This is a genomic window from Pseudomonas helvetica (genome assembly GCF_039908645.1).
In the GTDB taxonomy this organism is placed as follows: Bacteria; Pseudomonadota; Gammaproteobacteria; order Pseudomonadales; family Pseudomonadaceae; genus Aquipseudomonas; species Aquipseudomonas helvetica.
Window position 1 is genome coordinate 611976 of sequence record NZ_CP150917.1, and the last position, 14404, is coordinate 626379.

Genomic DNA, 14404 nt, shown 5'->3' on the forward strand with positions numbered 1-14404 from the left:
AGCCGTCGGAATTGGTTAAATTTTGTGCTATATTCCGCGCCCGCGATTTTTCATCTCAACACCGGTCATCGTCATGCAAACAGCCAAGCCGTTATTTGACTATCCCAAGTACTGGGCCGAATGTTTCGGTCCAGCGCCATTCCTGCCAATGAGCAGGGAGGAGATGGATCAGCTTGGCTGGGATTCCTGCGACATCATCATCGTCACCGGTGATGCGTACGTTGACCACCCGTCGTTTGGCATGGCAATCATCGGCCGGCTGCTGGAGTCCCAGGGCTTTCGCGTCGGGATCATTGCCCAGCCAAACTGGCAGTCCAAAGACGACTTCATGAAGCTCGGCGAGCCGAACCTGTTTTTCGGTGTCGCGGCCGGCAACATGGACTCGATGATCAACCGCTACACCGCCGACAAGAAAATCCGTTCCGATGACGCCTACACCCCTGGTGGCCTGGCGGGCAAACGTCCGGATCGCGCGAGCCTGGTTTACAGCCAGCGCTGCAAGGAAGCCTACAAGAATGTGCCGATCGTTCTCGGTGGCATCGAAGCATCCCTGCGCCGCATCGCGCACTACGATTACTGGCAGGACCGGGTGCGTAACTCGATCCTGATCGACGCCTGCGCCGATATTCTGCTGTACGGTAACGCCGAGCGAGCAATCGTCGAAGTTGCCCAGCGTCTGTCCTACGGTCACAAGATCGAAGACATCACCGACGTGCGCGGCACCGCGTTCATTCGTCGCGATACGCCGCAAGGCTGGTACGAAGTCGACTCCACGCGCATCGACCGTCCGGGCAAGATCGACAAGATCATCAACCCGTACGTCAACACCCAAGACACCCAGGCCTGCGCTATCGAGCAGGAAAAGGGACCGGTTGAAGATCCGGAAGAAGCCAAGGTCGTGCAGATCCTGGCAAGCCCGCGGATGACCCGCGACAAGACCGTGATCCGTCTGCCATCGGTAGAAAAGGTTCGTGGTGACGCCGTTCTGTACGCCCACGCCAACCGCGTGCTGCACCTGGAAACCAACCCGGGCAACGCCCGCGCGCTGGTACAGAAGCACGGCGAAGTCGACGTCTGGTTCAACCCGCCACCGATTCCAATGACCACCGAAGAAATGGACTACGTGTTCGGCATGCCTTACGCACGTGTTCCGCACCCGGCGTATGGCAAGGAGAAGATCCCGGCCTACGACATGATCCGTTTCTCGGTGAACATCATGCGCGGCTGCTTCGGCGGCTGTACCTTCTGCTCGATCACCGAGCACGAAGGCCGGATCATCCAGAACCGCTCCGAAGAGTCGATCATTCGCGAGATCGAAGAGATCCGCGACAAAGTGCCAGGCTTTACCGGCGTGATCTCCGACCTCGGCGGCCCGACCGCGAACATGTACCGCATCGCCTGCAAGAGCCCGGAAATCGAATCCGCGTGCCGCAAGCCGTCGTGCGTGTTCCCCGGCATTTGCCCGAACCTCAACACCGACCACTCGTCGCTGATCCAGCTGTATCGCAGCGCCCGTGCCTTGCCGGGTGTGAAGAAGATCCTGATCGCCTCCGGCCTGCGTTACGACCTCGCGGTCGAGTCGCCGGAATACGTCAAGGAGCTGGTGACCCACCACGTCGGCGGTTACCTGAAGATCGCCCCGGAACATACCGAGGAAGGTCCGCTCAACCAGATGATGAAGCCGGGCATCGGCAGCTATGACAAGTTCAAGCGGATGTTCGAGAAGTACTCCAAGGAAGCCGGGAAAGAGCAGTACCTGATTCCGTACTTCATCGCCGCCCACCCCGGTACCACCGACGAAGACATGATGAACCTGGCCTTGTGGCTCAAGGGCAACGGTTTCCGTGCGGATCAGGTGCAGGCGTTCTACCCGTCGCCGATGGCCACCGCCACCGCCATGTATCATTCGGGCAAGAACCCGTTGCGCAAGGTCACTTACAAGAGTGACGCGGTGACCATCGTCAAGAGCGAAGAGCAGCGTCGTCTGCACAAGGCGTTCTTGCGTTACCACGATCCGAAAGGCTGGCCGATGTTGCGTGAAGCATTGACCCGCATGGGCCGCGCCGACCTGATCGGGCCGGGCAAGAACCAGCTGATCCCGCTGCACCAGCCGGCCACCGACAGTTACCAGAGCGCCCGTCGCAAGAACTCGACGCCAGCCGGTAGCCATAAAGTGGCTGGGGAAAAGACCACCAAGATCCTCACGCAACACACCGGCTTGCCGCCGCGTGCCAGCGATGGCGGTAACCCGTGGGACAAGCGTGAACAGGCCAAGGCCGCGGCGTTTGCCCGCAACCAACAGGCCGCGAAGGAACGCAAGGACGCCGCCAAAGGCAAAGGGCCAAAGCCTGCGCGCAAGCCAGTCGTGCCGCGTTGATCGCAGCCTAGCAAGCAAAACGCCAGCCTCGTGCTGGCGTTTTGCTTTGTAGGCGGTGGAGAACTTGTTTGTTAAGGTGGCGCCCATTAATTGCCATCGCAGGCAAGCCAGCTCTCACAGGGGAATGCATTCCAGATGTGGGAGCCGGGCTTGCCCGCGATGAGGCCGGCATGGCCACTATCCACTTCAAGGAAGAACACCCATGAGCAACCCCCTGCTCGGCATCGGCATGGACTCCAACCGCTCCCAGTTCATGGCGCGCCAGCGCATCGAAAGTGAACTCAACCTGCCGCGTATATTTGCTGCCATCGACGCCGATCCCAGCATCGTCGGCGCAGGGGTGGTGTATATCGACGCTGACTTCAACGTAGTTACCCTGCGTGAGTTCAAGCCGATTTGCAGTATCCAGCCCAAGCGCATCATCGTACGTGAGGCGCAGAAATACGTCGCTCCCGCACAATTCGCTGACCAAGTGGTGAATAACCCGCGAGAGTCGCGACTGATCAGCGAAGCTTTCAACACCACGTTGTCCTGTGGCGGCGCGGTCCTGGGTTGGCTGGTGATGTTAAGTGGCACCATCGCGGTGCCGTTCACCGCTGGCGCCAGTTCGGTCATCACGGTCATTGGCTATGCCAGTGCTACAGCCAGTACGGCGTCATGCCTGATGGGCGCATTTCGCACCCGCAATGAAATCGTCAACCCTGGCATGAATGACTATCTGGATAACGAAGAGTGGTACCAGGCCGCTACCAAGATCATGGACGGCGCCGCCTTGGTCGGTGTGGGCGCGTCTGCGCTGACCACGGTCAAGCTGGTCAATGTCGCCCGTGCATCCACCGGTAAAACCCTGCGCCAGGTGCTTAAAGGCCTCAATGGCCAAGAGCGAGAAAAACTGACCAAAGAACTGTTGAAAATTGCCGACCCGCAGATGTCGACCAAGATGCGCAAGCTGCTGCAACTGCGCGGTGACTTGCCCAAGCGCTTCACTCACACCCAGCTCAAGCATTCCACCATCGTACAGTTGGGCGATGCCTTCAGTGCAGGGCTGAGCGTCTGGGGCCTGGCGCGCTCGGATAACCCCAAGCAGCTCAAGACCCTGGCGATAGGCCTGTATGAGGAGTTGGAGTGATGAGTGGTGTTCCGTCGTTAAAACCGTTTTTGCTGGAGCATTTCCCATCGTTCATCGGCGTGATTCTTGCGGGTTGCCTCGGTGGCTCTGGCGCAATTTCCTTAGCGGCCAGCACCTATTTCGCCGATGTGCCCATGGCTACGAATGCCACTGTCTCCTGGTTTGTGGTGATATTCGCTGCATTGTTTGTGGTCAACAGCAACTTCCTGATTGTGCGTGGGCGGGCCTGGGCCGTGTGGGGAATGGTGGCGTTTTTCGTGGTGTGCCTGCTGGTGGTATTGCCGACGCTGCAATACAGCCCGCATTGGTTTATCTACAGTGAATGTTTGTTCTGGCCACTGCTGGGCTTGTTGTTACTCAACAGCAAAGGCTATCGCTCGATGGTGCGCAAACTTGTGGAAGTACGTCGGTTGCGCCAGGCGGCCAAGGCGGGTTGATTGGGTAGATTCACCACCCACCCCTTCAAGTCTAAACATACAAGCCGGGCTTGCCCGCGATAAGGCCGGCATGGCCACTATCCACTTCAAGGACGAACACCCATGAGCAGCCCCCTGCTCGGCATCGGCATGGACTCCAACCGCTCCCAGTTCATGGCGCGCCAGCGCATCGAGAGTGAAATCAACCACGCCACTGTGACACAAGTCCGGGATTCTCTCGGTGCGGCCATTGGTATTTTCGGGAGCGCTTTGTCGGGGAACATTCGTACCATCGCGGTAGGTTTGTATGAGGCGCTTGCATGATGGAGCGCCAAGGTTCGTTGAGCGCTTTTTTGGCTCAGTATTTCCCTACGTTCATCTGTGCATTCTTTCTCGCCTGCTTTTCCCTTTCCGCGGGCATCTCATTGGCCTCGAGTACCTATTTTCGCGGTGATCCAGAGCGTGCGCGTTATTCTTTTCTGGCGGCGGTTGGGCTGGGGCTGCTCTTGGCGTTCAGCCATTTCGTCATGATCAGAGGGCGCACTTGGGGAAGTTGGGTCATTGTCGCTTTCTACGCTGTGTGCTTTCTGACAGTCCTGCCTACCTACGGCTACCGGCCGCATATGGCGGCTTATGTAACTGGCCTGCTGTTGCCCTTGCTCGGGATGTTGTTGCTGAATAGTCAACGCCATCGCGAAATGCGCCGTCAACTCGTGATGATTCGCAAAAAGCGCCAGGCAGCCCTTGCCGACCGCAAGCCCCGGAAAATGAAATGAACGATTTTCCTCCATTGACGCGCTATCTCGCCCGCTACTTCCCGGTCTTCATGGGAGCGATTTTTGCCTGCGTCTTCACCCTGGTCTTTGCGGTCCCGTTGTTTTTCGAAAGCTATTTTCAGAACCTTTCCATGGCCGACAGTGCCAAGTACACCTTCCTGGGTGGCATCGCGCTCACCCTGGTCATCGTGCACTGTAATTTCATGATCGCGCGGGGGCGTCCGAATTGGGTCAGGCCGCTGGTGGCGCTATTGGCCATTTGTTTTCTCGGTGTATTGCCCGCCATCGCATATGGGCCGCACCCTCTGATTTATGCCGTGACTTTGCTGTTTCCGCTGCTGGCGCTACTGCTGCTCAACAGCAAACGCCACCGCGAAATGCGCCAGAAGCTGCTCGAAGTGCGCCATCTGCGCGAAGCCGTGATTGCCAAGCGCAACGCCCGTTGACTGGATAGATTGCCGCCGCGTGTCGGCGATGGAGGTAACCCGTGGGACAAGCGTGAGCAGGCCAAGGCCGCGGCGTTCGCCCGCAACCAACAGGCTGCGAAGGAACGCAAGGACGCCGCCAAAGGCAAAGGGCCAAACCCTGCGCGCAAGCCAGTCGTGCCGCGTTGATCGCAGCCTGGAAAACAAAACGCCAGCCTCGTGCTGGCGTTTTGCTTTGTAGGCGGTGGAGAACCTGTTTGTTAAGGTGGCGCCCATTAATTGCCATCGCAGGCAAGCCAGCTCCCACAAGGGAATGCATTCCAGATGTGGGAGCCGGGCTTGCCCGCGATGAGGCCGGCATGGCCACTATCTACTTCAAGGAAGAACACCCATGAGCAACCCCCTGCCTGGCATCGGCATGGACTCCAACCGCTCCCAGTTCATGGTGCGCCAGCGCATCGAGAATGAAATCAACAACGAACTGTTGACCATCAATGACCTCCGCCTGACATCGAAGATGCTCAAGCTCAAGCAATTGACGGGCGAGCTGCCCAAGCGTTTTACCCCGACTCAACTTAAGCACAGCACCAAGACCCAAATTAAAGATGCCTTAGGCGCAACGGCGGGCTTTGGTGGGAGTGCTTATACGGGCAACGTAAAAACCATCGCATTGGGGTTGTATGAGGAAGTCGGCGAATGAGCGAGCTGATGACGCTTCGTGATTTTTTCAGGCACTACTTCCTTACTTTTATCGGTGGTGTATTTGCGGCCTATTTTTCCTTGGGCTTCGCTACCGCGCTTTCCTTTGCGACCTATTTTCGTGATGCTCCTCTCGCTGGAGGTTTGGGCTTTTCAATCATGCTTGCCGGAGCGTTTCTGACCCTGTTAACGGTCCACAGCAATTTCATGATTTTGCGGGGGCGACCGTCTTGGGTGTGGGTAACCGTGGGTATTTACTTCGCGTGCTTTTTGTTTGTGCTTCCAATGATTCAATACAAACCCCACGCCGTTCTTTATGGCCTTGCTTTGGTATTTCCGCTGTTTGGCCTATTGATACTCAACAGTGCCGTTCAGCGAGATATGCGTATTAAGCTCGTGGAAATCCGCCATCTTCGGCAGGCATTAAAAGCCCAGCATAAAAACCGATAGGTACCACGGCTCGTCATCTGGGTGCTTTCACCACCCACCCCTTCAAGTCTAAACATACAAGCCGGGCTTGCCCGCGATAAGGCCGGCATGGCCACTATCCACTTCAAGGACGAACACCCATGAGCAGCCCCCTGCTCGGCATCGGCATGGACTCCAACCGCTCCCAGTTCATGGCGCGCCAGCGCATCGAGAGTGAAATCAACCACGCCACTGTGACACAAGTCCGGGATTCTCTCGGTGCGGCCATTGGTATTTTCGGGAGCGCTTTGTCGGGGAACATTCGTACCATCGCGGTAGGTTTGTATGAGGCGCTTGCATGATGGAGCGCCAAGGTTCGTTGAGCGCTTTTTTGGCTCAGTATTTCCCTACGTTCATCTGTGCCTTCTTTCTCGCCTGCTTTTCCCTTTCCGCGAGCATCTCATTGGCCTCGAGTACCTATTTTCGCGGTGATCCAGAGCGTGCGCGTTATTCTTTTCTGGCGGCGGTTGGGCTGGGGCTGCCCTTGCCGACCGCAAGCCCCGGACAATGAAATGAACGATTTTCCTCCATTGACGCGCTATCTCACCCGCTATTTCCCGGTATTCATGGGGACAATTTTCATGGCGATTTTTTCCGGGTCGTCTGCTGTTTCCCTGGCGGGCGTGACATATTTGCGCGACGTTGATCCGGAGCTCAAATCAAGCTACTCCGGGCTTGCTATACTGGTGCTGGTTGCAGTGATAGTGTTTGGCAACGTGATGATTGCGCGCGGACGCCCGTGGGCCACTGCCTTGGTGGCGGGTTACCTGGGATGTTGCCTGCTGTTCGTATTGCCGATGATTCAGTACCACCTCCACGTGCTGGTCTATGGCTCGGCAGTGCTCTTCCCGTTATTGGGATTGTTGTTGCTCAACAGCAAACGCCACCGCGAAATGCGCCAGAAGCTGCTCGAAGTGCGCCGTCTGCGTGAAGCGGTGATTGCCAAGCGCAACGCCCGTTGACTGGATAGATTCACCACCCACCCTCACACTCCCGCCACAAATATGTGCAACCCTCGCACCACGGCACCCACCTTGGCGCCGCTTTGGTGCTGTACTGCACCGGGTCTTACGATAAAGCGCAATGACCGCCGCTCTGGCATAAGTCTTGCGCGCTTTGTTTCCATGCCCTGGCTCGCAGGAGGCCGCCGTGTCGATTCATGTCGCGTTGCACCACGTTACGCATTACCGCTACGACCGCGCTGTCGAGCTCGGTCCGCAGATCGTTCGCTTGCGCCCGGCGGCCCATAGCCGTACGCGGATTCTTTCCTATGCGTTGAAAGTGTCGCCAGAGCAACACTTCATCAATTGGCAGCAAGACCCCCAGGGCAATTATCTGGCGCGGTTGGTATTTCCTGAGAAAACCACGGAGCTGCGGATCGAAGTCGATCTGCTGGCCGAGATGGCGGTGTTCAACCCGTTCGATTTCTTCCTTGAGCCCTACGCGGAAAAAATTCCCTTCGCTTATGCCGCAGACGAACAGCGCGAGCTGGCGCCGTACCTGGAAACCCTGCCGCTGACGCCGATATTCAAGGCCTACCTTGACGGCATCGACCGCACGCCGCTGCCCGCCGTGGATTTTCTGGTGGCGCTGAACCAGCGCCTGAGCGGCGACATCGGCTACCTGATCCGCATGGAACCGGGCGTGCAAACCCCGGAATACACCCTGGAACACGCCTCGGGTTCTTGCCGCGACTCGGCCTGGTTGCTGGTGCAATTGCTGCGCAACCTCGGACTGGCGGCGCGATTCGTTTCCGGTTATCTGATCCAGCTCACCGCTGACGTCAAAAGCCTCGACGGTCCTTCCGGCACCGAGGTCGACTTCACCGACCTGCACGCCTGGTGCGAGGTTTATCTGCCCGGCGCCGGATGGATTGGCCTGGACGCTACTTCTGGACTGTTTGCCGGCGAAGGGCATATTCCGTTGGCCTGTAGTCCTGATCCGTCCTCGGCGGCGCCGATCAGTGGCCTGGTCGAACCGTGCGCGTGTGAATTCAGCCACGAAATGTCGGTCGAGCGGATTTGGGAGGCCCCACGCGTTACCAAACCCTACACCGAAGACCAGTGGCTGGCGATCCAGGCGCTGGGTCGGCAGATCGATGCCGACCTGCAAGAAGGCGATGTGCGCCTGACCATGGGCGGCGAGCCGACGTTCGTCTCCATTGACGACCCCGACGGTGCCGAGTGGAACACCGCCGCGCTCGGGCCAGACAAGCGGCGGCTGTCCGCCGAGCTGTTCCAGCGCATGCGCAAGCATTACGGACCCAAGGGCCTGGTGCATTTTGGCCAGGGTAAGTGGTATCCCGGTGAGCAACTGCCGCGTTGGTCGCTGAACTGCTACTGGCGGCGAGATGGCGTGCCGATCTGGAACAACAGCGCGCTGATTGCCGATGAGCAGCAAGACTACGGCGCCGATGGCAAGTTGGCCGGGCGTTTTCTGGCGAGTGTCGCCGAGCGTTTGAAACTGCCTGCGCGCTTTGTGTTTCCGGCCTACGAAGACAACCTCTACTACCTCTGGCGCGAAGGTGCGTTGCCGGTCAACGTCAGCGCTGAAGACTCACGGCTGAGCGACGAACTCGAGCGCGCGCGCCTGCACAAGGTCTTCAGCCAAGGTCTGGACAAGGTGATTGGCCAAGTACTGCCGCTGGCGCGCACCGCCAAGGGCGATCAATGGCAGAGCGGCCGCTGGTACCTGCGTGACAGCCATTGCCGGTTGGTGCCAGGAGATTCACCGTTGGGTTATCGCTTGCCGTTGGCTTCGCAACCGTGGGTGACGGCCGCGGAGTATCCGTTCGTGCACCCGGTCGATCCGAATCAGGATTTGCCGGAGCTGCCCGACGCCGCCAATTTGCAGGCCCATGGCGAACCGGCCACAGCCGATGAGCGCACACCGAAAATCGACCAGTCCGCCGATTGGCTGACCCGCACCGCACTCTGCGCCGAGGCTCGGGAAGGGCGGTTGTACCTGTTCATGCCGCCACTGGAACGCGTCGAGGATTACCTCGAACTGGTCAGCGCCATCGAAGCCACCGCCGAGGAACTGCATTGCCCGGTGTTGCTGGAAGGTTATGAACCGCCGAGCGATCCACGCCTGAGCAACTTCCGCATTACTCCGGACCCCGGCGTCATCGAAGTCAACGTGCAGCCGTCCGCCAGTTGGGACGAGCTGGTCGAGCGTACAGAATTCCTCTACGAAGAGGCACGCCAGACCCGGCTGACCACCGAGAAATTCATGATCGACGGTCGGCACACCGGCACGGGTGGCGGTAACCATTTCGTCCTCGGAGGCGCGACGCCAGCCGACTCACCGTTTCTGCGGCGTCCGGATTTGCTGCGCAGTCTGATCAGCTACTGGCATAACCACCCGTCGCTGTCCTACCTGTTTTCCGGTCTTTTCATCGGCCCGACTTCCCAGGCCCCACGGGTGGACGAAGCGCGCAACGATGCGTTGTACGAGCTGGAGATCGCCTTTGCGCAGATGCCAAAACCCGGCGAAGAGTGCGCGCCATGGCTGGTGGACCGCTTGCTGCGCAACCTGCTGATCGACGTCACGGGCAACACCCATCGTGCCGAGTTCTGCATCGATAAACTCTATTCGCCGGATGGCGCCACCGGGCGCCTCGGTCTGCTGGAACTGCGCGCCTTTGAAATGCCACCCCATGCGCGCATGAGCCTGGCTCAGCAATTGTTGTTGCGGGCGCTGGTGGCGCGGTTCTGGCGCGAACCGTATGCACCGGCCAAGCTGGCGCGTTGGGGCACCGAGTTGCACGACCGTTTCCTGTTGCCGCACGTCATCGAGCAGGACTTCGCCGATGTGATCGTCGACCTTAACGCCGCCGGCTATGCGCTGCGCGCCGAGTGGTTTGCCGCGCATCTGGAGTTCCGCTTTCCCAAGGTTGGCGATTACGCGGTCAGCGGCATCGAGCTGGAACTGCGTCAGGCGCTGGAGCCTTGGCATGTGCTGGGTGAGGAGGGCTCGGCCGGCGGCACGGTGCGTTATGTCGACTCGTCGCTGGAGCGTTTGCAGGTCAAGCTCACAGGCCTGGCGCCGCAACGTTACGTGCTGACCTGCAACGGCATCCCGGTACCGCTGCAACCGACCGGGCGGGTCGGCGAGTTTGTTGCCGGCGTGCGGTTTCGCGCCTGGCAACCGGCGAACTGCCTGCAACCGACCATCCCGGTGCACGCGCCGCTGGTGTTCGACCTGCTCGACACCTGGATGCAACGCTCGCTGGGCGGTTGTCAGTACCACGTCGCCCACCCGGGCGGGCGCAATTACGACAGCCTGCCGGTAAACGCCAATGAGGCCGAGAGCCGGCGGATGGCGCGGTTCTTCCGTCTCGGACACAGCCCGGGAACCTTGCCGGTGCCAACGCTGACCCTTAACGACGAGCTGCCGATGACGCTTGATTTGCGACGTTTCTGAATCAGACACGACGTCCGGATTATTCGTCTATCCGGGCGTCAAAGGTCTGCGTTAATCTGACTTTTCATTGCTGGCTGCCGAGCTTTCCATGCCTGACCTGCTTGACCGTTACCCGCTTACGCCGGGCACCTATCACGAATTGCTCGACGATAGCGGTGCGGTGCGCCCGCACTGGCGACGGCTGTTCGATCAGTTGCAACGCAGCACGCCCGCGCAACTGCTGCAACGGCAAGCCTTGCTGGCACGACAGATTCAGGAAAACGGCGTCACCTACAATGTTTACGCCGACCCCAAAGGCGCTGATCGTCCATGGGAACTGGACCTGCTGCCCCATGTGATGGCGGCTGATGAGTGGCAGCAGTTGTCCGCCGGGATCGCCCAGCGTGCGCGTTTGCTCAACGCGGTACTGGCGGATTTGTATGGCCCGCAGCGCTTGATTGCCGAAGGCCTGCTGCCGGCAGAACTGGTGTTCGGCCATAACAATTTCCTCTGGCCCTGTCAGGGCATCCAACCGCCGGACGGGGTCTTTTTGCATCTGTACGCGGTGGATTTGGCGCGCACGCCCGATGGGCGTTGGTGGGTCACGGCGGATCGGACTCAAGCGCCGTCCGGTGCCGGTTACGCGCTGGAAAACCGCACCATCGTGTCGCGGGCCTTTCCGGAGTTGTACCGTGATTTGCAGGTGCAGCATTTGGCCGGGTTCTTCCGTACCTTGCAGGAAACCCTCGCACGTCAGGCACCGAGTGCCGATGAAGTGCCGCTGGTGGTGTTGCTGACGCCGGGACGATTCAACGAGAGCTATTTCGAACACCTGTATCTGGCTCGCCAACTGGGTTATCCATTGGTTGAGGGCGGTGACCTGACCGTACGCGATGCCACGGTCTACCTGAAAACCCTCAGCGGCCTGCGTCGGGTTCACGCGATCATGCGTCGGCTCGACGATGATTTCTGCGATCCGCTGGAGTTGCGCACCGACTCGGCGCTTGGTGTGCCGGGCCTGCTTGACGCGGTTCGACAGGGGCGGGTGCTGGTGGCCAATGCCTTGGGCAGTGGCGTACTGGAGTCGCCGGGGCTGTTGGGCTTTTTGCCGAAGATCAATCAATTCCTGTTCGGCGAAGAACTGATCCTGCCGTCCATTGCCACCTGGTGGTGCGGCGAGCCTCCGGTGTTGGCGCAGGCCCTGGAGAAAATGCCTGAACTGCTGATCAAACCGGCGTTCCCCTCGCAGAGCTTTGCCTCGGTATTGGGCCGTGACTTGAGTGAAAAACAGCGCCAGGACCTCTCTGAGCGCATGCAGGCACGGCCTTATGCCTATGTGGCGCAAGAACTGGCGCAGCTGTCGCAGGCGCCAATCTGGCAAGCCGAAGACGGCCAGTTGCAGCACCGGGCGATTGGCATGCGCGTTTACGCAGTGGCCAGTCAAGACGGCTATCGGGTGCTGCCCGGCGGCTTGACCCGGGTTGCGGCGGAACCCGATGCCGAGGTGGTGTCGATGCAGCGCGGCGGCGCAAGCAAGGACACCTGGGTGTTGGGTGAGCGAGCGCCGATCGGCGAGCAATGGAAAACCCAGCGAACCCTTGGCGTGCATGATCTGGTGCGACGCGATCCCTACCTGCCGTCGCGGGTGGTCGAAAACCTGTTCTGGTTCGGCCGCTATTGCGAGCGCTGCGACGACAGTGCGCGGCTGCTGCGGATCATGCTCACGCGTTACGTCGACGGCGACGATCCGCAAGCCTTGCAGGCCGCGGTCGATCTCGGTGAAAGCCTGTTGTTATTGCCCGACGAAGGTGAATTGCCCGAGCGTTTGCTGACGGCATTGTGCGGTGATGATTGGGCCTTCAGCCTGCGCTCCAACCTGCAACGCTTGCAGTGGGCAGCCTCCCAGGTGCGCGGCAAACTCTCGCGAGAGAACTGGCAGGCGTTGGTGGAGTTGCAGCGCGATGCCATGGAGCTGGAAACCGAAGAGCCGGATTTTGGTGAGCGGCTGGATTTCCTCAACCGCCTGGTCATGTCGCTCGCGGCGCTATCGGGCTTTGCGCTGGACGACATGACCCGCGATGAAGGCTGGCGCTTTTTGATGATCGGGCGGCGGATCGAGCGATTGCAGTTTCTTGGTAGCAGCCTGGCCGCGTTCCTGCGCGGCGCCGGGGCTTTCGATCAAGCCGGGCTGGAATGGCTGCTGGAGCTGGGCAACAGCAGCATCACCTACCGCTCCCGCTACCTGGCGGTGGCGCAATTGATTCCGGTGCTCGATGTGTTGCTGCTCGATGAGCAGAACCCTCACGGCGTATTGTTCCAGTTGAAACTGGTGACCCGGACCCTCAAACGCCTGAACGATGATTTTGGTCTGCCGCGCGATCTGGCGTTGCCTTCGTTGGTCGAGCGTCTGGCGCGATTCGATCTCGGTTGCCTGGAGAACGGGTTGTTCGGCGAAGCCAGCGTCCGCGCAGCCCTCAGTGGATTGGCGGATCTGCTGCAAGAAATCGCCGATGTCAGCAATCAGGTGTCTGATCGTCTCGCGTTGCGGCACTTCGCCCATGTCGATGATGTCAGCCAGCGCACGGTGTCCGTCTGATGAGCGCCCGTTACCAGATTCTCCACGACACCCATTATCACTATGACAGCCCGGTCTCGCTGGCCCAGCAACTCGCTCATTTGTGGCCACGGCATTGCGCCTGGCAGCGTTGCATCGATCAGCAATTGCAGATCAGCCCGGAGCCGACTTCGCGCCGCGATGAGCTGGACGTGTTTGGCAATCCGCTGACCCGGCTGGCGTTTGAAAGGCCTCACGACGAACTGCTGGTCAATGCCCGGCTGACCGTCGAAGTGCTGGCCCGGCCGGTGCACGATTTCAATCAATCGCCGGCCTGGGACATGACCCGTAGCGCGTTGACCTACAGCAGTCAGCCGATTGCGCCGCAGCTAATGGATGCGTGCCGCTATCGGTTTGAGTCGCCGTATGTGCACTTGAAGAGCAGCTTCGTCGAGTTCTCCGAAAGCTGTTTTGCGCTGGGCCGTCCATTGATGCTGGGCGTTCAGGCGCTGATGGAAAAAATCTTCAGCGAGTTCACCTTTGACGCCGAGGCAACTCAGGTCGCGACGCCACTGGTGGAAGTGCTGGAACGTCGGCGCGGGGTCTGTCAGGACTTTGCGCACCTGATGCTCGCTTGCCTGCGTTCCCGCGGATTGGCGGCGCGTTACGTCAGTGGTTATCTGCTGACCCAGCCACCACCGGGCCAGCCCCGATTGATCGGCGCCGACGCATCCCATGCCTGGGTTTCGGTGTTCTGTCCGGTGCTGGGCTGGGTTGATTTCGACCCTACCAACAACGTGCAACCGGCGCTGGAGCACATCACGCTGGCCTGGGGCCGGGATTTTTCCGATGTCTCGCCATTGCGTGGAGTAATACTGGGCGGCGGCAGCCATGATCCGGAAGTGCAGGTGACCGTGATGCCATTGGATGAACGCGGTTCTTGAATGCGCAGGTTTCCTGTGGCGAGGGAGCTTGCTCCCGTTGGGCCGCGCAGCGGACCCAAAACCTGCACGCGCGGCGTATCAGGTAAAACGCATTCGCTGGTTTTACGGCTGCTGTGCAGCCGAGCGGGAGCAAGCTCCCTCGCCACAGGTTCTCTGAAGACCAATGTCGGGTGGGTTGTGCTTTGGGGATTTGTGCAAATCGAATGTGGAGG

General features: G+C 59.8%; 12 protein-coding genes and 3 pseudogenes. All 15 read left to right on the forward strand.

All coding sequences use genetic code 11. The annotated features are described in order from the left end of the window. Window positions 1-73: 73 nt before the first annotated feature. A complete protein-coding gene (locus AABM55_RS02660) occupies window positions 74-2377 on the forward strand; it encodes a YgiQ family radical SAM protein (protein ID WP_090176228.1) in 2304 nt (767 codons plus the stop codon). Window positions 2378-2579: 202 nt separating this feature from the next. After that, on the forward strand, window positions 2580-3506 hold the full coding sequence (locus tag AABM55_RS02665; protein ID WP_103316301.1) for an NAD synthetase: 927 nt from the start codon (window positions 2580-2582) through the stop codon (window positions 3504-3506). Beyond that, window positions 3506-3943 (forward strand): hypothetical protein, encoded by a 438-nt coding sequence (locus AABM55_RS02670; RefSeq protein WP_103316300.1) that lies wholly within the window; start codon window positions 3506-3508, stop codon window positions 3941-3943. The genes AABM55_RS02665 and AABM55_RS02670 overlap by 1 nt, the downstream gene beginning before the upstream one ends. Before the next feature lie 174 nt (window positions 3944-4117). Further along, window positions 4118-4246, forward strand: a pseudogene (locus AABM55_RS02675) (NAD synthetase); the annotation flags it as partial. After that, a complete protein-coding gene (locus AABM55_RS02680) occupies window positions 4243-4698 on the forward strand; it encodes a hypothetical protein (RefSeq protein WP_347928747.1) in 456 nt (151 codons plus the stop codon). The pseudogene AABM55_RS02675 and the gene AABM55_RS02680, both read left to right, overlap by 4 nt. After that, a complete protein-coding gene (locus AABM55_RS02685; RefSeq protein ID WP_347928748.1) occupies window positions 4695-5144 on the forward strand; it encodes a hypothetical protein in 450 nt (149 codons plus the stop codon). The genes AABM55_RS02680 and AABM55_RS02685 overlap by 4 nt, the downstream gene beginning before the upstream one ends. A gap of 9 nt (window positions 5145-5153) precedes the next feature. Then, on the forward strand, window positions 5154-5312 hold the full coding sequence (locus tag AABM55_RS02690; protein WP_256585177.1) for a hypothetical protein: 159 nt from the start codon (window positions 5154-5156) through the stop codon (window positions 5310-5312). 277 nt (window positions 5313-5589) lie between these two features. Then, a pseudogene (locus AABM55_RS02695) lies at window positions 5590-5823 on the forward strand (NAD synthetase); the annotation flags it as partial. Continuing rightward, on the forward strand, window positions 5820-6272 hold the full coding sequence (locus AABM55_RS02700) for a hypothetical protein (protein ID WP_347928749.1): 453 nt from the start codon (window positions 5820-5822) through the stop codon (window positions 6270-6272). The pseudogene AABM55_RS02695 and the gene AABM55_RS02700, both read left to right, overlap by 4 nt. A 191-nt stretch (window positions 6273-6463) precedes the next feature. Continuing rightward, a pseudogene (locus tag AABM55_RS02705) lies at window positions 6464-6592 on the forward strand (NAD synthetase); the annotation flags it as partial. Continuing rightward, window positions 6589-6801 (forward strand): hypothetical protein, encoded by a 213-nt coding sequence (locus AABM55_RS02710; RefSeq protein WP_347928750.1) that lies wholly within the window; start codon window positions 6589-6591, stop codon window positions 6799-6801. The pseudogene AABM55_RS02705 and the gene AABM55_RS02710, both read left to right, overlap by 4 nt. Window position 6802: 1 nt before the next feature. Continuing rightward, window positions 6803-7252: a hypothetical protein gene (locus tag AABM55_RS02715; protein WP_347928751.1), complete on the forward strand. Its 450-nt coding sequence runs from the start codon at window positions 6803-6805 to the stop codon at window positions 7250-7252. A 187-nt stretch (window positions 7253-7439) separates the two neighbouring features. Next, window positions 7440-10715 carry a transglutaminase family protein gene (locus tag AABM55_RS02720; RefSeq protein WP_347928752.1) on the forward strand — a complete coding sequence of 1092 codons (3276 nt, stop codon included), beginning with the start codon at window positions 7440-7442 and terminating at the stop codon, window positions 10713-10715. 88 nt (window positions 10716-10803) lie between these two features. Beyond that, window positions 10804-13290, forward strand: a complete 2487-nt coding sequence (locus tag AABM55_RS02725) for a circularly permuted type 2 ATP-grasp protein (protein WP_347928753.1) — start codon at window positions 10804-10806, stop codon at window positions 13288-13290. Beyond that, complete coding sequence (locus tag AABM55_RS02730) at window positions 13290-14192, forward strand: transglutaminase family protein (protein WP_054595374.1); 903 nt, start codon at window positions 13290-13292, stop codon at window positions 14190-14192. The genes AABM55_RS02725 and AABM55_RS02730 overlap by 1 nt, the downstream gene beginning before the upstream one ends. Window positions 14193-14404: the final 212 nt, after the last annotated feature.